The following is a 20,202-nucleotide window of genomic DNA, read 5'->3' on the forward strand; positions in this document are numbered from 1 at the left end:
CCATGACCACTACCATTACCCGCCTGCTACTGGCTGCTTTGCTGGGCGGCGCCGCTTTGAGCGCCAGCGCCCAGAGCGTGCCGTTTTCAAAGGACAAGTTCTCGGACAAGGACGGCCTGAAAAACGCCCTACGCGAAATCAAGGCCGGCGACGAAGCCTACCAGGCCGACCCGCCGCGCTACACGGCCGCCCTGCCGCACTACCTGCAGGCCCAGAAATTCAACCCTGACAACGCCGGGCTGAACGTGAAAATCGGCGACTGCTACCTGCACTCACCCAGCAAGATGGCCTCGCTGGAGTATCTGCAGAAAGCCAACAAGCTCGACCCCACCGTGGACGCCCGCCTGCACTACCTGCTGGCCCGCGCCCTGCACCTGAATGCCAAGTGGGCCGAGGCCATCAAGGAGTACCAGCAGTCGCGGCCCGTGTCGAACCCCAACGGCGGTGAGGAAGGCAGCGTGTCGGCCGACGACATTGCCCGCCACATCCGGGAGTGCAAAAACGGCCAGCAGCTGGTGAAAACGCCGGTGCGCGTGTTCATTGACAATGCCGGGCCGGAGCTTAACTCGACTGACTCGGACTACGGCCCGGTGGTGTCGGCCGACGAATCGACGATTCTCATCACGTCGCGCCGGCCCAATGCTCCTAATGCCAAGAAAGACCCCAACGGCGACGGCTACTACGAGGACATTTACCTGGCCACCTGGAAGGGCAAAGCCTGGGGCAAGGCCACCAACCTGGGCGAGCCGGTGAACTCCGACGGCCACGACGCTACAGTAGGTCTTTCGCCTGACGGCCAGCACCTGCTGGTGTACGTGGATGACAAAAACGGCGACATCAACGAAGCCAACCTGCGCGGCACCACCTGGGGCCGGCCGCAGGGCCTGGGCAGCCGCATCAACACGGTGCACCACGAGTCGTCGGCCTCCTACTCGCCCGATGGGCGCTACCTCTACTTCGTGAGCAACAAGCCCGACGGCAGCCGCGGCGCTTCCGATATCTACCGCGTCGAGATTGAAGGCCGGGGCCCAGCCGTGAACCTAGGCCCGGAAATCAACACGCCTTACGGCGAGGAAGGCGTATTTATGATGCCCGACGGCAAGACGATGTACTTCTCCTCGGAGGGCCACAACTCGATGGGCGGCTACGACATCTTCAAGTCGACCTACCTCGACGGCCACTGGAGCGAGCCCGAAAACCTGGGCTGGCCCATCAATACGCCCGACGACGACGTGTTTTTCGTGACTTCGGCCTCGGGCCGGCACGGCTACTACTCCAGCGAGCGGCCCGGCGGCCTCGGCGCCAAGGACATTTACCGCATCACCTTCCTGGGCCCCGAGAAGCAGCCGCTGCTCAGCCAGGAAGACCAGCTGCTGGCTTCGCGCCTGCAGCCCGTGCGCCAGACGCTGCTGGCCCCGGCCGTGGCGGTGGCCTCAGCCAAGGTGACCATCCTGAAAGGCACCATCACCGACAACGCCAGCAAGCAACCCATTGAGGCCACTATCGACCTGATTGACAACGTGACAGGCCAGAATATTGCTACGTTTAAAAGCAACGCCACTTCGGGCAAGTACCTCGTGAGCCTGCCTTCGGGTGTGAACTACGGCATCGTGGTGCGGCAGGACGGCTACCTGTTCCACTCCGAAAACTTCGATTTGCCGGCCAATGCGGCGTATGCCGAGGTAGTGAAGGACATTCCGCTGAAAAAGCTGGAAGTAGGGGCCACTATCATCCTGAAAAACATCTTCTTCGACACTGGCAAAGCCACTCTGCGCCCCGAAAGCACCGCCGAACTGGAGCGCCTGCAGAAGCTGCTTACCGAAAGCCCGAACCTGAAGCTGGAAATGGCCGGCCACACCGACAACGTGGGCAAACCTGCGATGAACCAGGACCTCAGCCAGCGGCGTGCCCAGGCTGTGGTAACCTACCTCACGCAGCACGGCATTGCCACCGGCCGCCTCACGGCCGTGGGCTACGGCGACACCAAACCCGTGGTACCCAACACCACCAAAGTAGGCCGCCAGCTCAACCGGCGCACCGAGTTTAAGGTGACGGCAAACTAACTTGTTTAAAAACAATACCTCAGCCGCTGGATGACCAAGCTCATCCAGCGGCTGAGGTATTTTCGTAGTGCCAGCCTGGCCAGGCAATTGTTTGGCAGAAAGCGTGGTTTCGTTCGTCCGGCGCTGGCCCTTGCTGACCGAGGAAAAACTGCTGCCCGGCGTTTCGGTGAGCGGCATAAAAGTGCTGGCTTCTATTTTAGTTGTTTGGTCGTCCGTACTGTTCTGCTTGGCCTGAATTTCTGGTGATACGCTCTCTCTTTTCTGTATGGTGCTGGCTGCTGCTGGCTGGTGGGCCGTTATGGGCCCAGCCGGCATATGTGCGCCAGTTTGGGCCGGCCGAGGGACTGCAGCAGCCGTTCGTCTACGCCTTGCAGCAGGATGCGCAGGGCTACCTCTGGCTGGGCACCGCCGAGGGCCTGGTGCGCTACGATGGCAGCCGCTTTGTCACGTTCACCAAGGCTGAGGGCCTAGCCGAAGACTTCACCACCAACCTCTGGCTGGCCCCGCAAACCCAGCAGCTCTGGGCCCGCGGAATTGATGGGCATTATTCAGTTAAAAAATCTACTACCGAACGTTTTAGCGTCATCCCGCAGCCACCAACGGCCACCAACTGGCGCGCCCTGCCCACTGGCACGCCCACGCCCGACACCGCCGCCATTGGCCGCTACCTGCGCCGCTACCAGCTGCGGCTGCCGGCCGAGGTGGTCATTACCTGCCTCCTGGAAGACCGTGAGGGCAACGTCTGGCTGGGAACTGCCGGCCAGGGCCTATGGCGCCACGCCGACCGCCACCTGCGGCTGGAGCCGCGCCCGCTGCCGCCGCGCACCTTTGCCCCGATGACGGGCCTGCCCGCTACTGCCATCATCACGGCCGAGGCCAACTCCCCGGCCAGCGGGCGCTGGGTGGGCACGGCCGCCGATGGCCTCTATTGGCATCCCCTGGACCCGCACCTGATTCGCCGCCAATTCACTACCGCCGACGGGTTGCTACACAACAGCATCCGTACCCTGCTGGCCGACCGCACCGGGCGAATCTGGGTGGGCACGCACGGCACCGGGCTGGCCGCTTACGAGCCACATTCCGGCAAATTCGAGGCCTTTCGCCTGAACCGGAGCGGGGTTGATGTGAATTGCTTTGTGGAAGACCGGGGCGGCAATTTCTGGGTGGGCACCGAAGGTCAGGGGCTGTATTGCTACCGGCCGGGCGGGCAGTGGCACCATTTTGCGGCTGGCAGCGGCCTGCCCTCCGACTATATCTACGGCCTGCTGGCCCTGCCCCAGCACGGGCCAGGCCGCCGCCTGCTAGTGGTGCATCGCAACGGCCTGACCCTGTTGCACGACCTACCCAGCGGACCGGTTTTCACGCCCCTCGTCTCGGCGGATAATCCGCTGGTGCGCGAGCTACTGCCCGACCCGGAGCGCAGCGCCGATTCCAGCCAGGTATTCGTGCGCAGTCGGCAGGGCACGTTGATTTTATCCGTCAATGAATTGCCAGCCGCACCGGCGCCGCCCGGCCTGGCCATCACCCGGGCGGCGGTGGATGGCGCACCGCAGCCTGCCTTCCGGTTGGGCGAGCTGAGCGCCATCCGGCACCGGCTCGATTTCAGCTTCCAGGGCATCAGCCTCACGCCCGGCGCACCGCTGGAATATCAGTACCGCCTGCGTGGCCTGGCCGACGACTGGAACCGGCCCAACAGCGCCAGCGAAGCCCAGTTTCCGGGCCTCGATGCCGGCGACTACCGCTTCGAAGTGCGCGTGCGGCGCGGCAGCACCGCGCCGTGGAGCGCAGTGATGTCGGCGGCATTCAGCATTGCCACGCCGCTGTGGCGGCGGGGCTGGTTTATCGGGCTAGCGGCCTTGGCAGTCATTGCCTTGGGGGTGGGTGTGGTGCGGGCCCGCGAAGGCCGCCTGCGCCAGCAGCAGCTGGTGCTGGAACGCACCGTGCGCGAGCGCACGGCCGAGCTTCGCCAGCAGAAATCCCACATCGAGGTGATTAACCAGGATTTGACGGTGGCCCGCGACGCAGCCGAGGCGGCCTCACGCGCCAAGGCGCAGTTTCTGGCCAACATGAGCCACGAAATCCGCACCCCGATGAACGCTGTTATCGGCCTCACCAACCTGCTGCAGGCCACCCGCCCCAGCACCGAGCAGGCCGAATACCTCACGGCCATCGAGTCGTCGTCGCAAAACCTGCTGGTGATTATCAACGACATCCTCGACAGCTCGAAGATGGAAGCCGGCAAGCTGACGCTGGAGCAGGTGCCCTTCCGCCTGCCCGAGGTCGTGCGGCGGCTGGAGGCCATGTTCCGCTTTGCTACCGAAAGCAAGGGGCTGTTTTTGAAGGTAAACGTGGCGCCCGAGGTGCCCGCCGCCGTGCTCGGCGACCCCGTGCGCCTCAACCAGGTGCTGGTGAATCTGGTGGGCAACGCCATCAAATTCACCCGCCGGGGCGGCGTGACGGTGACGGTGGAGAGCCTGTTGCCGCTTGCTTCGACACCTCAGCATCAGCAGATTCGCTTTAGCGTGCGCGATACTGGCATTGGCATTCCGGCCGATAAGCTGGGCGCTATTTTTGAGGATTTTTCGCAGGCCAACACTTCTACCACCCGCGAGTTTGGCGGTACGGGCCTGGGGTTGAGCATTGCCCGCAACCTGGTGCAGCTGCACGGCGGCCAGCTCGGCGTGAGCAGCGAGGAAGGCCAGGGCTCGGAGTTCTTCTTCGATATCACCTACGAAGTGGCCGACGCCGACGCGGCCCAGCCCGAAACCCAGCACGGCCAGCTCCGGCCCTTCGAGCCGGCCCTGCGCGTGCTGGTGGCCGAGGATAACGACCTCAACCAGCTGGTGGCGCGCAAAACTCTGGAGGCCTGGAATGTAGAGGTGGTCATTGCCGCCAATGGCCGCCTGGCCGTGGAGGCTGCCATCGCCGCCGAGCAGCCCTTCGACGCGGTGCTGATGGACGTGCAGATGCCTGAAATGGACGGCTACGAGGCCTCGCGCCAGCTCCGCCGCCACTTCCCCGATGCCCGGCAGCTGCCCATCATCGGCCTCACGGCCTCGGTGCTGCCCGAAGACCGGGTGCTGGCCCTCGACGCGGGCATGAACGATACCCTGGCCAAGCCCTTTGAGCCCGCCGTGCTTTATTCGCGGCTGGCGCACTTTACCGGCCAGCCGATTGGCTTGCAAGAAGTTAATTCGGACAAAATGGTCGAATCAGCGCCCGAAACGGCCGCTTCATTGCTACCAACCGCCTTCACGCACGCCCGGCCCGACTGGCAGTTGCTGGAAGAGTTGGCTGGTGGCAACGAGGCATTTCTACGCCAGATTGTGCATACCTTCCTGACCGACGCGCCGGCCCAGGAGGCCTTGCTGGCCGTGCACCACGCCGACAATGCCGACCTGGCCCGCGTAGCCCACAAGCTGAAAGGGCAGGTGTCGTACTTCGGAATGCCCGGCCTGTGCGCGCAGCTCGACGAGCTGGAACGCGCCGCCAAACAGCCCGAATGCCCGCACTGCGAAGGGCTGATTGGCAGTATTCGCCAGCAATTAGCAGCGCTGTACCCGCAACTGCAGGAAAGAGCGTGAGGCAGAACCAACCGAAAATAAGTCCGGCACTGAGCAGGATAGTCGTTTTCTTCAGTTGGTTTGGGCAGCAATAAGCGGCCGGGGCCTATCTTCGTATGATTCTCCGATTTTAGCCTCTGCTGTCTCGTATGTCCTCTTCCGACCTTTCGCTGCGCTGCCTGGTAGTCGATGACGACCCGCTGTCGGTGCAGGTGGTGCTGAATTGCATTGCCAACACTCCTTTCCTGACGGCCGTGGGCAGCTACAACAATCCAGTAGAGGCCGCTGAATTTTTGCGCACGCAGTCGGTTGATTTACTGTTTCTGGACGTAGAAATGCCGCTACTGTCGGGCATCGACCTGCTACGCACCCTGCAGAATCCGCCCCTGACGGTGCTCATTACCAGCAGCAAGGACTACGCTGTGCAGGCCTTCGAATATGCCGTGGTCGACTATCTGGTGAAGCCCGTGAGCTATCCGCGCTTCCTGCAGGCGGCTCAGAAAGCCCAGGAGCTGGCCCAGCGCCAGGCCGTCGCCTTCGACGGCCACGACGCGCCCGCTGACGCCAACTTCACCTTTGTGAAAGTAGATAACAAGCTCGTGCGCGTGGGTTTTGATGAAGTGCGCTACGTAGAGGCCCTGGGCGACTACGTGCACATTGTCACTGATTCGAGTAAGCTCATCGTGTACAGCACGATGAAGGCCGTAGAGGAAAAATTTCCTAACAACCGCTTCGTGCGCGTCCACCGCTCGTTTATTGTCAACCTCAACCGCATTCAGGCGGTGGAAGACAATGCGGTGGTGGTAGAAGGCAAGCACATTACCGTGGGCCAGACCTACCTGCGCGACGTAATGCAGCGCTTGAACAAATTCTAAGCTCGGCTTTATCTTTGCCCTCCCGGCTGCTGAGTGATGGCCGCCAGTTGCCTATGCGGTTAGCGCCTACGCTCTTTCTTAATGTGCTGACCGGCGGCCTACTGGCCCCGGCAGCGTGGGCGCAGGTGGCCGGCGATACCACCACCATTGCCTGCCCGCCGCCGCTGCCGCTCAAGCTGTGCGTCGACCTCGACGGCCGCCCCTCGGTGGACCCCGGCGCCGGCCCCCTCACCTACCGCTGGCAAATGGGCGACGGTACCTCCCTGGAGGGCCCCCTCGTAACGCACTGCTACACCAAGCGCGACCTCTATACCGTGCAGCTCGACGTGCTGGTGAACGCCACCGGCGAGCTGCGGCGCAACGAAAAGCGCCTCACCGTGGACCTGCGCCGGCAGGATATTGTGAACTTCACTGCCCCCGAACGGGCCAAAGTAGGCCAGCCCGTGAGCTTCGCTGCCCCCGACTCCCAACTACCCGACTGCGAAAACCTGGTGATGCTCTGGGATTTTCGGGATGGTCTGGTGGCGCAGGGCCGGCAGGTGCAGCACAGTTTCCGGCGGCCGGGCCGTTACCAGGTGCGGTTCAGCATCCGGGCCAACGGGCCGGGCTCCTGTCCCGACAGCCATTGCGTGACCCGGGAAATAGTGGTGGAGCCGTAGGGAAAAGGCTTGGGAAAAAGCCTGGGCTGAAATATTAAGTGTTTCGGTGTTGAGTGTTTGAGTATTGGGATTCGTAAGCCACCCAATACCTAACACCAAAAACCCAACACCCAACACCCGCTCCCGTAAACCGGGAAATGCCACTCCTCCCCCTCCCCTTCTATCAGCGGCCCGATGTGCTGCGCATTGCCCGCGAGCTACTGGGCAAGCATTTGTACACCAATATTGACGGGATAATTACCGCAGGACGGGTTGTCGAAACCGAGGCTTACCGCCACCAGGGCGACCACTCGCTGACGCTGCACCTGCAACGCAAGCGGCACCAAGCGCAAGGACTATACTTGCCGGGCGGCCACGCTTACGTCTACACCGTGTACAACCGCTACGCACTGTGCAATCTTACCACAAATGATGCCGAGCATCCTGATGCTGTGCTTATTCGGGCCATCGAGCCCACGCTAGGCGTCGAGACGATGCTGCGGCGGCGTGGTTTGCCAGCGGCCACGCGGGCCCTCACGGCGGGGCCGGGGGTGCTAAGCCAAGCGCTGGGTATTACCCCCGCGCTGAGCGGGCAGCCGCTGACCAAGCCGCCGCTGTGGCTGGAAGACCACGGCGAAACCGTGCCCGAAGACCAGATTCGCGCCAGCGCCCGGGTGGGGCTGGCCTATGCCGGCGACGAAGCGGCCGGGCTGCCCTGGCGCTTTCGCGTGCGCGATAACCCCTGGACCAGTCCGGCGCGGTAAGAGCCGTGTAGCGCTCTAGCTTAAACTTTTCTGATGCACCCAACGGCTCTACTTTCCAGCCGCACAATATTTCTGGAACCCTGGCCCTAGCCAGCGCCCTGCCCTTTGCACCTTACCCCCAGCCACAACGGCCATCTCACCCACTACTTGCCGGGCTCTTCCCCACCTCTGTACGCTACGTGAAGTAGGCGGAGCGGCGGTGAGCAATTGGACAGTGGTGCTGGACTAAGTTTCTGAAAAGTTAAAAAAGCGGTCTGCTGTATTAGCAAGCCGCTTTTTTATGCAAATCGACCAAGTGAAGCTGTTTAGGAAGTGGGGTGCGGGGCAATTTTACGCAGCAGAAGCAGCGTGAAGGCCACCCAATGCAGGGCCATCCAGTTTTGCAGGCTGGTTTCATAGCGCACGAGCAGGGCCTTAAAGCCGTCGAGCCAAGCGTTGAGGCGCTCAATTGCCAGCCGGCGGCGGTAGAGTTCCGGGTCCAGGGCCGTGTCATCGTCGGTCTGCCAGTCGGCCGAGCGACGGTTGCGTGGGATGTTGGCCTCGATGCCGCGCCGCACACACGCTTGGCGCAAGGCGGTGGCGTCGAAGGCTTTGTCGGCATTGAGAAAGAGGCCGTCCAGGCGCAACTCGGCGGCTTCGAGCAGGCTGCACAGCTCGGCAAAGACCCGCTCCAACTCAAACGTGTCGTGCTGGTTGCCCGCCTGGGGCGTGGCCATGGCCAGCGGCAGGCCTTGGTTGTCGGCCAGGAACAGGGCGTTGGTGGTGCGGCCCGCTTTGCGGCCCTGGTAGCCGATGGCCGCTCCGCCGTTCTTGGCCAGCGTGTGGCTGCCATCGAGTTGCACGCTGGACAGGTCGAGCGTGCGCCGAGGTAGAGGCACGCTGCTGAGCCACAAATTTTTCCAGGCCCCTTGCTTGCCCCAGGCATTAAAGGGATAGTAGACACCCTGCCAGCTCAGCGGCTCGCCCGTAAACAAGGCCTTCACGGGCAGCCAGCGCCACTGGCAGCCGGTTTTGAGCTTGTAGCAGATGGCCCCCACTACCTCGGCCGGGTCGGCGGCTGCGCGGCGGCCACCCGAGCGGGCGGGCAGGTAGGGCAGTATCCAGCGGGTACTCATATCTTTGGGCAGGACTTCCATGGGGGAGGGAAAGGAGATGGGTCGCACCTCAAATTTCCCGCTTTTGTGGGAGTCTTTTGTGTTTTGCCTCTCTCTGGCTACTTCCTAAACAGCTTCAGTATTAACGCGGCGCACGACAATATTCTGACGATAGAAACAAGGACGCATTATTGTCAATCACAAAAAATAATACGTGAAGATTTGGTGAATACGCAAATTACTGTTACTATTGCCCAAAATACTTCTCACCAAACAATCTCTCTTTCAGATGAAAAAAAAAATTACGCTTTTTCTATTTCTTGGGTGCGATGGCCGGGTGGCTGTTTAATGCCTCCCATGCATCGGGACAAATAGCACATGCTACTAACACAGCCACTCCGGCACCGCCTGTGGCCCGTAGTGCATCGGCCAGCAATAAGCTCATCGTTTGCCGCAATGGCACCGTGCAGGGCTGGGGCTTCAATGGGCAGGGGCAGATGGGATTTAACCCCAGTTCTGTTTCCTTGGTTAGCACCGCCCAAACCGTTCCGGGACTCACGAATATGGTCGCTGCCGAAGTAGGTGGCACTTCCAGCTTTGCCATCCGGCAGGACGGCACCCTCTGGGCCTGGGGCAGTAATGCTCAAGGACAGCTGGGCACCGGTAACACCACCTCTAGTAGCTTGCCCATTGCAACTGGCCTGAGCAACATTATTGCCATCAGTAATTCTGACCAAACCAGCTTCGCCTTGCGCAACGATGGCCGAGTATACTCGTGGGGCAGTAATGGGTCCGGCATTCTGGGTTTAGGTGCTGGCATCACTCAGGTGAATACGCCGACCCTGATTCCGGGCCTGACGAATGTGCGGCAGATTGATGCCAGTAATACCACCGGTAAAGCAGTAACCTCGTCAGGGGCTGTATATTGCTGGGGTAGCCAGGCCTTCGGGCAGGTAGGCAATGGCATTGTTAGTATCTCTGCTCTTCAATACACTCCCGTACAGCTCACCAGCATCACTGGTGCAGTCGCAGTGGCAAGCTGTGTGGTAGCCAGCATTGCCATTCTGGCTAATGGTGATACCAGGGTGTGGGGTGATAATAGCAGCGGTCAGTTTGGGATTTGCTCGTCCAGTGATAGCTCGGTTCCAATTCCTGGACCCAGCTTTATGGCCGGCGTCGAAATAGTCGGAACCGGCTGGCTACTTACCAGCATTGAGCCCAATGGCGTAGTAAAAACCTGGGGCGGCCACCCTGTCTACCTTGGCGGCTACACCCCCACCTCTACGATGCCAAGCGGCTACTCCTGCGCGCCCACCCCGGTGCCTAACGCCTGCTTGGCCAAGCCCAATGCTTGGCCGCCCTGCGCCCCTGTGGCCATAGCCACTCCAAACGGCACGTCAACGTGTGCAGGCAGAACTATTCACCTCGTGGCTAGCGGGGGCGACGGCATGACCTATACGTGGTCGCCCGCCACTGGGCTATCTAGCACTACTGGTCAAATGGTAACGGCTTTCGTCACCAACAATATCACGTACACGGTGAGTAGCTGCGGCCAATCAGCTTCGGTCGATGTGGTACCCGAATACAATTGTTGCTTGCGTGATGCAAACCCCGACGCCTACGAAGTGCCGCCAGGCACCTACGATGACAACTCTAACCCCTTCATATACGGACCACAAGCTACGTATTACCTGCCGGGCACAGTACGGCTGGAATACGGCACGTTTTTCTTGGAAGAAGGCGTGACGGTGCTTGTAGACAGCGACACCACCAGCTATATAGAATTAGGGCCCGAGGCCCAGTTAGAGATGAGCGGCGCTACCATCACCGCTGCCTGCCAGAACATGTGGGGCGGTATCAAGGTCGAAGCCGATGCGATTGGCATTATGAGCTATGCCGACCAAAACGAGAACCCCAGCAGCATTCAGCACAGCTTCCACGGCATCGTGTTGCAGGAAGCAACCGCAACGCCTGCTTACTTTGGTCTGTCACAAACTAGTTTCTGGTGCAATCGACAGAGTATTAAAATCCATCGCTACAACCTCCCGGCCACGCCTACCGATTATGTCCAGGGCTGCACGTTCGACAGCAATCCCCTAGACTTCAAAGCGCCCTGGGAGCATCAGGATGCCGAAAATCATTACTATTCGCTCCGCCACATTGCCGTGGCCGGCGACCTGCGCGATGCCACCATCACGGAAAACAGCTTCAGCCACTCGCTCTACAGCGTATATGGTCTAACCAATGACTTGGAAGAATCAGCCTTGCGTTTGAGCAACTGTCGCTTCGACGATTTCTACTTGGCAGGCATCGCGAATTATCATGGGGGCACCAATAACACCTACCTCGTTACTGGCTCTACATTCACGTTTCCCAATACTGGCTCCTTCCTCCCTCCTACCGAACAGATTAACGAGGCCATAGCGCACCAGAATGAGCTATTCAATCAAACCGGCGGACCATATAATCTGCCGTTTGGCCAAGAGGTATTTCACGAAGGAACCTATGGCATCTTCACGCACCGGGTGGGCCTTACGGCTCTCGATAACCGCTTTCAGCAACTCGACAGCGTCAGCGTTGACATGGACAACTACGACCTCTTCATGTCGACTCGCCCCCGCCAGACCGGAATTCTGACTGCCACGCCCGCCACCACCAACGGCAACAGCTTCTACCTGCTCGATACCGGCCTGAACTTCCAGGAAATCTACCAGAACACGCACTACACGGTGCAAGGCAACGGTTTCACTCACTGCCGCATCGGCGTCAACCTCCAGTCGACAAGCGGGGGCCATCCCACGTTGCCGGATGCCGTAGTTAACCTTAGCTGCAATACCTTCCGCCGGATGGATGGCGTGCGGGGCGGCACCACCATCGGGGTACGCATTGCCTATGCCCAGATGTTTGACGTCCCCCAGCATATGTGCACCTACTGCCCGGTAGTATATTTCTACGCCGGCATCCGCCTCGACGACCCGGCCGCTACGCCGAACGACACATACATGAAAAACTGGTTCGACGATAGTAACGTGGCAAGCGGCCATGCTTATTACTCACTGCAGAATGAGCAGCCAGGGTATACACTTAGATACAAGACGTTCGGCAATAACAATTTTCCTGTAAATTCTTATGCGCTTCATGACGCCAATTTATCCTATGGTTCTACCAACATACCAACAGGCGGTGCGCTACCTAATACTCTTGGTATGCCAGAAACCTATACTTGTCAAAACCAAATCCCAGCGTGGCCCGGTGCCGGCATCCAATTTCGAGGGGCAAATAGCCCTACGCAGCCTACTACAGGGGGTGGCAATAGTCTTGACCAAAACTGGCCGAATCCGGCTACTGGTGTAACCTCGTTCGCCTACCAACTTAGAAACGGGACGCAGCAAGCCGACCTGCTCATCCGCCGCGCCACGGATGGCGGGGAAATACAGCGTACGCCACTCAATGTACGCGCCACCAGTCACGACATCAATGTAAGCAAGTGGACGCCGGGCACCTACTTTGTTACCCTGACGATTGACGGGGTACCGGGACCGACGCGCCGCGTGGTAGTACAATAGCCCCTTGCTATGAAACATATCCTTTTCCTATTACTGACTAGTGGCCTACTGCCACTAGTCAGCCTAGCCCAAGCACCCGTGCTGCAATGGGAACGGCGTATCGGTAATCTGAGCCGACCAGACTATGCCCGCAGCATTACCTACACTCGTCCAAATCGGATTTTTGTAGCTGGTATTACCTCCATTCCCCGTTTTCCTGGGCCAGGCTGCTGTGTTGGGCATGAAGAACATATTTGGGTACTCAACCAGAACGGAGACTCGATTCGTACGCTTTCTCCCACTTCCCCTGTTAATGGAGAGATTATCGGCGTAAGCAAGGTTGTTCCTTTGCCTGATGGTGACCTACTGTTAGCTGGCGGGGGGTATGATGGAACCCAAACCACGCCGGCAGGCCAGCAGGCTACCTCATTCATGTTCCTAGCCCGAGCCGATTCGCTGGCAAACATCCACTGGATACAGCGCTACAATTATGGAATAGCCGCTGCTATTGAGGACTGCGTACTATTGCCTGATGGGGGAACTTTGCTGTTATTTATGCAAAGCATTGGCACCACGCCCTTCAACCAAGTTTACTACGCCCACGCGGCCCGGTTCGACTCGGCAGGTACTATGCGCTGGCAGCACCGCTACGGCAACGCCTTCGCCGGCCTGCAGCACGCGGTAGCCTGTCCCGATGGCTCGTATGCTTTGGCGGGCGCTTACGGCCGCCGCACCCCGCAAAACCGGCTGGTCTATAATGCTTGGATACTCTACCTGACGGCGGATGGCGATACCATTCGCAGCCGCCACTGGAATAGTCTGAATAATATCCGCAACATCAGTGATTTCAAACTTACACCTGATGGAGGGTTGTTGCTGGCCGGTCTCCATGTTAATGGTCCGGCAATAACGCCTAGCACCGTGGACCGGGGCTGGCTACACAAACTCGACGCCCAAGGCAATACGCAGTGGGACTACGAAATTGTAGCCAGCAATCCTTCCGGCACTACTATCGGGTCCACGATGACTTGGCTGCAAGTGCTGCAAAACGGCGACTTCCTTTTGCGGGGCACCCGCAATCAGGCACCGGCTCCAAACAGTACCCTGGGCTACCTAGCACGTTGGCACCCACCCGGCTCCGGCAGCACCCAACCAACGCCCGTTTGGGAGCTGCAGCTATCCGGCAATCATAGCACGGCTTACCACACCGCAATGGCCCCCGACGGCAGCCTAACGCTGAGCAATTCCTGGGCCGACCCTAACCCACCGCAATACGACCACGTCTGGCTGCGCCACTACGCCAGCCAGGGCCTGCCCTACTCGCCCCAGGCCGCCCTGTGCGCCATCCCGCCCGTGCCCAACGCCGCCTTCGAGCAACCCACCCCCGATTCGCTCATCCTGCACGAGCTCGGCAGCCCCGGCCCCCAGTATGCCCAGCTCCTGCGCTGGCGCTGGACCCTCGGCGATGGCACCGTCGTAAACCGAACCACCGCCGCCCCCCTGCGCCACCGCTACGCCACCGTGCCGCCCTTCGGCACCCCGGTCACGGTCACCATCACCAACAACCTGGGCTGCACCGCCACCCAGACGCTCTACCCCTGGGGCGGCCCCCTCGCCTCCCAGCCCGCCCGGGCCCTGGCCGCCCGCACCACCCTCTTTCCCAACCCCGCCAGCGGCGCGCAGGTCACGCTGCGCATGGCCGGGCTGCGGCCGCAGGGCTCCGTGCCCGCCCAGCTGCTCGACGCCCTCGGCCGCGAGCTGCGCCACTTTACGCTGTCGCCCCGCGCTGGCACCGCCGAAGCCACCCTCGACCTGCACGGCCTGCCCGCCGGCGTGTACCTGCTGCGCCTGCTCCCCGCCGAAGGGCCCGTACTCAAGCGCCTGGTGAAGCAGTAAGCCGCCGCCGCAATAAGCCCAAAAGCCCTCCCGGCCACCTGGCCGGGAGGGCTTTTACCAGCATAAGCCTTGCTGTAACTACCCCGCCGGGGCTGGCGTCGGCTTCACCTCGTCCGGGCCCGGGCCTTTGCCCGGGCTGGCGGCGTCATCTATGCGCATGGCCTCCAGCAGCGCATCGCGGAAACCAGCCGCCTCCCCCTTCATCGTTTTGGTGGCCGGGCGCAGGTCACTGTCGACAAACAAGTCGGCGGCTTTCAGGGCCGTGCCCAGGGCGGTGCGCTTGGTTTTGCCCTTCTCCCGGGCCAGCTTGGGCGCCGTCAGCAGGTTGCTGAAGGCTTTGTTGGCCTCGTCAAGCTCGCCCAACTCCTCGCTGTCTATTTCGGCTTCGTCGGCCAGCTTGGTTTTCATGGTCGGCACCGCCGCCTGCTTGGCCACGTTGCGGGTTTCGGCCAGCGTCAGCGCCCCCGGCAGCCCGTCGTAGTCGGTTTTGAAGCGCTTCAGGGCGTGGGCCTTCTCGCTGCCCTGCTCATCGTCCTCATCCTCCAGATACAGCAGGTACATGGCGTTAGCTACCGGCAGCGCCGCCGCAATGGCCCGCTTCTTCTCCTTGCTTTTCTTGAGCGTGGCCCCCGCCGAGCGCCCCTCTGGGGTGTCCATCAGGCCTTCGGCGGTTTGTAATAGCGCCTCGTGGCGCCCCAGCACACGCGTTACCAGCTTCGAGATGGGCACGCCAACGTGGTCGGCGCACACTTTCCGAATTTTCAGCTGGCGGTTCCAGTTGGCTACCTGAAATTTTTTTCCATGGGTAAAATGGTGGTTGTAGGGTAAATATGATGCCGTGAAGATGAACGGCTTTTTCCACATTTACAATACCTGCTACCCAAAATATTCTGCCCTTTCCCCTCTCCGTCAGCCACCTTCCCTTTCAGCCACTTTCCGCCCTCCCCAATACGGCCTCCAGATGCTGGAAACGGCCTTTTTCCACCCCGCCACTCGTTATTTCACCCCCGGCTTGCACAATTTCGACCCCGACTTAGAAGATTTCCAGTCTGGTTTAGATGATTTCGACCCCAGATTGTACGATTTCGGGTCCGGTCAATGCAATTTCAACCTTGGATTAGCCGATTTCGACCCCAGATTAGATAATTTCGAGTCCGGCTGACCCGATTTTGAGTCCGGGTGCCGGGCGCGCTCCCGCGCCGCCCGCGCGCCGGTTGGCCCGGCCCGCACACCACCCGCCTACGGCGCCGGGTACGGATTCGGGTGCCGGATTTCGAGCCAGCGCCCGAGCTGGGCCAGGGGCTGGTAGCCAAACTGCTGGTAGAGCCCGTGCGCATCAAGGGTAGCCAGCAGGTGGCGGCGCAGGCCCTGCAGGTCGGGGTGGGCCAGCATGGTTTGCACCAGCCACTTGGAGAGGCCCTGGCCCCGGTAGGCGGGCAGCACAAACACGTCGCAAAGCCAGGCAAAGGAAGCCTGGTCGGTAACGACGCGGGCGAAGGCCGCTTGCTGGCCCACCGCATCGTAAATACCAAAGCACAAGGAGTTGGCAATGCCGCGCTCGACCACGGCCCGCGGAATGTGCTGTGCCCAGTATGATTCTTCGCTCAGAAAGCGGTGAATAACGTCAATATCGAGCCAGGCAGGGTCGGTGCTGAGGGTGAAGTTGGTAGGAGCGGGGATGGCTATTTCGGGCATGAGGGTAGCTTTGTTTTATTCTGTCATGCTGAATGCAGCGGAACATGACGGTTCAAGTGCAGGCTGTTCAAATCCATTCGGGCACCTTCGCCGTTATGACAAGCAATTGCACGGCAAACCTTATTTACTTTGTTCAATGAAACACAAACTTACTCTTGGGCTGCTGGCCCTGCTGGCAGGCGGCCCCAGCCTTAGCCGGGCGCAGGCACCGGCGCTGGCTACTTTTCAGGTGGGCACCACCACCGTCACGGCCTCGGAAGTGGCCAACAGCCTCGGCATCGTGTGGGAGCTAGCCTGGGGGCCCGATAATTTTATCTGGATGACGGAGCGCCAGGGCCGCATCAGTCGCCTTAACCCGGCTACCGGGCAAGTGCTGCCGCTACTCACGCTGCCCGACGTGACGCCCGTTGGCGAAAGTGGTCTGCTGGGCATGGTCCTGCACCCGCAGTTTGCCACGTCGCCCTACGTCTACCTGGTGTATAACTACACTGAAGCTGGCACGCTGAAGGAAAAGCTGGTGCGCTACACCTACGCCCCCGCCGCCGGCACGCTGAGCAGCCCGCTGGTGCTGCTTGGCAACATCACGGCCACCACCACGCACAGCGGCTCACGCCTGCTCATTCTGCCCGACCTGACGCTGCTTATGACCACCGGCGACGCCCAAATACGTCCCGATGCGCAGAATATGACTTCGCTCAATGGCAAGATTCTGCGTCTTAACCTCGATGGCAGCATCCCGGCCAACAATCCGACGCCCGGTAGCCCCGTATATACCCTGGGCCACCGCAATCCCCAGGGCCTCACGCTGGGACCGGGCGGCCGCATCTATAGCTCGGAGCATGGCAACAGCACCGACGACGAAATCAACCTCATCGAGCCGGGCCGCAACTACGGCTGGCCCACCGTGGAGGGCTACTGCAACCTGCCCGCCGAGGCTGCCTTCTGCACCCCCAATAATGTGCGCGAGCCCCTCGTGGCCTGGACGCCCACTATTGCCCCTTCAGGCCTGACGTACTACGACCACCCGGCCATCCCCGGCTGGCGCGGCAGCCTGCTGCTGGCCGTGCTCAAAGACCAGGTGCTGGTGCAGCTGCCGCTTAATGCGGCGGGCACCGGCATCACTTCGCCGGCTTATTTTATGCGCGGCACCTTCGGGCGGCTGCGGTCGTTGTGCGTGTCGCCGCAGGGCAAGGTGTACGTGGGCACCAGCAGCAGCACCGGCGGCAACCGCAACGACCGCGTGCTGGTGCTCGAAAATCGCAGCTACGTGACGGCCACGACGCCCACCGCCAGTCTCGATTTCCGCCTCTGGCCTAACCCCGCCCAACGGCAGTTGACGATAGCCTTGCCCGCCGGGCCCGCCCGCCTTACCATCCGCGATGCGCTGGGCCGGAGCGTGCTGAGCCAGCAAACCACCACCGCCACCACCACCCTGGAGCTAGCCGCCCTGCAGCCGGGCTACTACACTATTCAGGCCCAGCATGCCACGGGCAGCAGCATTCGTCGCCTAGTGGTTGAATAGCTTGCTCGTTTCTGATTAGAGCGGCGCAATAGCCGCAAACAAAAAGCGCCGGGCAACTGCCCGGCGCTTTTTGTTTGCCTTAACCTGGCTTGCTTACTGCAGGACGACCTTGGTAGCGGAAGCGCGCTGGCCCACGGTCAGGCGCAGGGTGTACACCCCGGCCGCCAGCCCGCGCGTGCTCACGCGCTGCTCGCTGCTGCCCGCCGCCACTGCCACCTGCCGCACCACCTGCCCCAGCGCATTCACCAGCGCCGCCGACCCGGCCCCCTGCGCGCCCGCCACGCGTAGCGTCAGCTCGCCCGTGTTGCTCGGGTTGGGGTACACGGCCAACTCGCCGGCCGCCGCCGCCGCGCGCGTGCCCAGCACCGTGTTGGTAGCCGACACCGTGAAGGCGCCGTTCACATCCGACGAGCCGAAGCCCGACACGGCCAGCCAGTAGCGCTGCCCCGCCACCAGTCCCGTGAAGGTCACCGGCGCCGCGAAGCCAGCATTGTTAGCCGTTGCCGCCGCGCAGCCCACCTGCACAAACGGGCCGCCCGTGCAGTCGGGCGCCGTGAACAGGCGCACCATGCCCGCAGTCGTGCCGGTCAGATTCAGCGTCGTGCTGGTGGCGTTGGCGCCCAGCGTGAACACGAACCACACGTCCTTGGGGGCACCTGCCGGCGAGCAGGCCGGCAGGCTGATGCCCGTTTGCTGGCTGGTGGTGGCCCCGATGGTGGTGCCGCCCACGGCTCCGCTGGTGCTGGCCAAAGGCAGCGCACCGCAGGGCTCGTCGTTGTCGGGCACCGTTAGCGGAGTGCGGAAGCACGTCGGGCCCACCCAGGAGCTGCTGCCGTTGGTCGGGCCGCAGTTCTGGCGCACGTAGAAGCAATATTCCGTGTCGGGCAGCAGGTTGGCGAGTTGGTAGCTGGTGCTGGTCAGGCCATTCACAGCCGTACCCGTGCCCAGCGTATAGCCGCTCACGCCGTACTCAATTTCGAAGGTATCGCCGGGGTTGGTGGTACCCGTAGCCACCCACGACAAGTCGGCCGTCGTGTTGGTCAGGTTGGCGGCGGCCGGCGCGGTAGGCAGCGGGCAGTTCGAGGGTGCCGTGGCGCACACCGCAAGCAGGCCATTTTGGCCCCCGTTGTAGTCCCACACCCGAATGTAAAGCACCTCGCCCGGCGTGCGGGCCGTGGCGCCGGTGAACTCAATCAATGACTTGGCACCGCCGGCGCCATCATCATCGCAGTCTACCAGTGCCAGGTTGCCGCAGGTGCCCGAGTAGATAGCCATGCCCGTGTCAGTGATATTGCTACCAGCCGTGGGGTCTACGGTTTTCACCGTTAACTCGCCGCTGGCCGGCACCGTTACCTTAAACCACAGGTCCTGCCCCATGTACTGGGCACAGCCCGGCGCCGGCACGTTGGGCGAATCGGTAGCCGCCGAGTTATCGGCGCTGGTCTGGCTGATGCACTGCGAGCCATATTGAATCGGCACATCAAGGGCCCCGGCGCAGTCGTCATTAACCGGCGGGGTTTGGTTGGTGGTGAATGCCTCGGCCGCCGAAATGGGGCTGCTGCCAATGATGCCGCCGCAGTTCTGCGTCACGTAAAACTGGTAGCCTGTGGCGGGCGTCAGGCCGCCGATGGTAGTCGTAGTAGTCGTGAGGGTGAGGGTGGTGCCCCCGGTAGCCGGGTTGAAACCCGTTGGGCCGTAGATGAGCGTAAAGGGCCCGGGGTTGGCGTTGCTCACCGAGAAGCTGAGCGTAGCCCCGGTAGCAGTGGTGACGGCCGACAGGCAGCGCGGCGTAGGGCAGGCTGCTGCTACACCTGGCACAAAGGAATACACCTGCCCCGTGGCTGGCGTATCCGCAATGTTGTCATTTTCGGTAGTGCCGCTGGCCGTTGGCGTGGCCGAGGCATCGCTCAACGACAGGAACGACGCGCACGAGCCGGTGGCAATGCCCGATAAGCCGATGGAGGCTGTGGCCGTAGTGAGGGGGGTGGTGCCGCGCTCGTACACGAGCCGCACCTGATTAGTCCCCTCGAATAGCTGCACCTGCATCGAGAACGTGCCGGGCTCAAAAAACCGCTCCCAGTTGCGCCACTCAAACGTGAACACGCGGTTAGGGGCCGTGCCGGTGGTGGCGTAGCTGGCCGTCGACGAGCCGTTACCCCCATCCAGGTCGTCCCAGAAGGGTGCTATGCGCGGCCGCTCGGTCGCATTGCCGTTGTCAAGGTCGTTGCTCAGGTTGCTGCTGGCTGCCGCCATATTGAAGCTCAACCAGCCATTTGACGAAACGATACACTCACTGTAGCTCGAGCCGTCGAAAACGAAGGAGAAGCCCAGCGGTATGGTGCCCGAATACGCATCATCGGCCTCAATGCTGGACACTCCCGTTCCACCCGTCAGCGGCGTGTAGGCACCAGTGCTGGGCGTGAAGGTGTACGTGTCAACCTGGGCCTCGGCCCGGCTGGCCAGGAGTAGGCCACTAGCCAGCAGCATAGCGCCACTGAAGTGCTTACCCCAGTTAGAGTAAATGGATTTTCTCATGGGTGAAGAAGA

At 61.6% G+C, this 20,202-nt stretch carries 13 protein-coding genes; 9 read left to right on the forward strand and 4 right to left on the reverse strand.

The window, feature by feature from the left end:
* Window positions 1-2 precede the first annotated feature (2 nt).
* From Q5H93_RS07505 to Q5H93_RS07530, 6 genes are all read left to right on the forward strand, one after another.
* Complete coding sequence (locus Q5H93_RS07505) at window positions 3-2,063, forward strand: OmpA family protein (RefSeq protein ID WP_305005890.1); 2,061 nt, start codon at window positions 3-5, stop codon at window positions 2,061-2,063.
* Between the two features lie 30 nt (window positions 2,064-2,093).
* Entirely contained in the window at window positions 2,094-2,309 is a 216-nt protein-coding gene (locus tag Q5H93_RS07510; RefSeq protein WP_305005891.1) for a hypothetical protein, read from the forward strand.
* A complete protein-coding gene (locus Q5H93_RS07515) occupies window positions 2,306-5,647 on the forward strand; it encodes a hybrid sensor histidine kinase/response regulator (protein ID WP_305005892.1) in 3,342 nt (1,113 codons plus the stop codon). Before Q5H93_RS07510 ends, Q5H93_RS07515 begins: the two co-directional genes overlap by 4 nt.
* Before the next feature lie 128 nt (window positions 5,648-5,775).
* Window positions 5,776-6,501 carry a LytR/AlgR family response regulator transcription factor gene (locus Q5H93_RS07520; protein ID WP_305005893.1) on the forward strand — a complete coding sequence of 242 codons (726 nt, stop codon included), beginning with the start codon at window positions 5,776-5,778 and terminating at the stop codon, window positions 6,499-6,501.
* Window positions 6,502-6,554: 53 nt separating this feature from the next.
* On the forward strand, window positions 6,555-7,160 hold the full coding sequence (locus Q5H93_RS07525) for a PKD domain-containing protein (RefSeq protein WP_305005894.1): 606 nt from the start codon (window positions 6,555-6,557) through the stop codon (window positions 7,158-7,160).
* Window positions 7,161-7,297: 137 nt separating this feature from the next.
* Window positions 7,298-7,903, forward strand: a complete 606-nt coding sequence (locus Q5H93_RS07530; protein WP_305005895.1) for a DNA-3-methyladenine glycosylase — start codon at window positions 7,298-7,300, stop codon at window positions 7,901-7,903.
* A gap of 305 nt (window positions 7,904-8,208) precedes the next feature.
* Here Q5H93_RS07530 and Q5H93_RS07535 read toward each other — a convergent pair whose 3' ends face one another.
* Window positions 8,209-9,039, reverse strand: coding sequence for an IS5 family transposase (locus Q5H93_RS07535; RefSeq protein ID WP_305005896.1), 831 nt, complete (start codon window positions 9,037-9,039; stop codon window positions 8,209-8,211).
* Window positions 9,040-9,560: 521 nt separating this feature from the next.
* On the opposite strand from Q5H93_RS07535, the gene Q5H93_RS07540 reads away from it, so the two are divergent.
* Both Q5H93_RS07540 and Q5H93_RS07545 read left to right on the forward strand, forming a co-directional pair.
* Window positions 9,561-12,563, forward strand: coding sequence for a T9SS type A sorting domain-containing protein (locus Q5H93_RS07540; protein ID WP_305005897.1), 3,003 nt, complete (start codon window positions 9,561-9,563; stop codon window positions 12,561-12,563).
* A gap of 411 nt (window positions 12,564-12,974) precedes the next feature.
* A complete protein-coding gene (locus tag Q5H93_RS07545; protein ID WP_305005898.1) occupies window positions 12,975-14,438 on the forward strand; it encodes a T9SS type A sorting domain-containing protein in 1,464 nt (487 codons plus the stop codon).
* A gap of 78 nt (window positions 14,439-14,516) precedes the next feature.
* On the opposite strand, the gene Q5H93_RS07550 is transcribed toward Q5H93_RS07545, so the two are convergent.
* Together Q5H93_RS07550 and Q5H93_RS07555 are read right to left on the reverse strand one after the other, a co-directional pair.
* Window positions 14,517-15,188 (reverse strand): hypothetical protein, encoded by a 672-nt coding sequence (locus Q5H93_RS07550; RefSeq protein WP_305005899.1) that lies wholly within the window; start codon window positions 15,186-15,188, stop codon window positions 14,517-14,519.
* Window positions 15,189-15,677: 489 nt separating this feature from the next.
* The gene (locus Q5H93_RS07555; RefSeq protein WP_305005900.1) at window positions 15,678-16,133 is read right to left on the reverse strand and encodes a GNAT family N-acetyltransferase; all 456 of its coding nucleotides are present in this window, start codon (window positions 16,131-16,133) and stop codon (window positions 15,678-15,680) included.
* 136 nt (window positions 16,134-16,269) lie between these two features.
* Here Q5H93_RS07555 and Q5H93_RS07560 point away from each other — a divergent pair, with 136 nt between their 5' ends.
* The gene (locus Q5H93_RS07560; protein WP_305005901.1) at window positions 16,270-17,655 is read left to right on the forward strand and encodes a PQQ-dependent sugar dehydrogenase; all 1,386 of its coding nucleotides are present in this window, start codon (window positions 16,270-16,272) and stop codon (window positions 17,653-17,655) included.
* Window positions 17,656-17,748: 93 nt separating this feature from the next.
* Here the strand turns inward: Q5H93_RS07560 and Q5H93_RS07565 are convergent, their stop codons facing one another.
* Entirely contained in the window at window positions 17,749-20,190 is a 2,442-nt protein-coding gene (locus Q5H93_RS07565) for an NIDO-like domain-containing protein (RefSeq protein WP_305005902.1), read from the reverse strand.
* Window positions 20,191-20,202: the final 12 nt, after the last annotated feature.

Origin of the sequence: Hymenobacter aranciens, from assembly GCF_030580865.1 — a bacterium.
Taxonomy (GTDB): domain Bacteria; phylum Bacteroidota; class Bacteroidia; order Cytophagales; family Hymenobacteraceae; genus Hymenobacter; species Hymenobacter aranciens.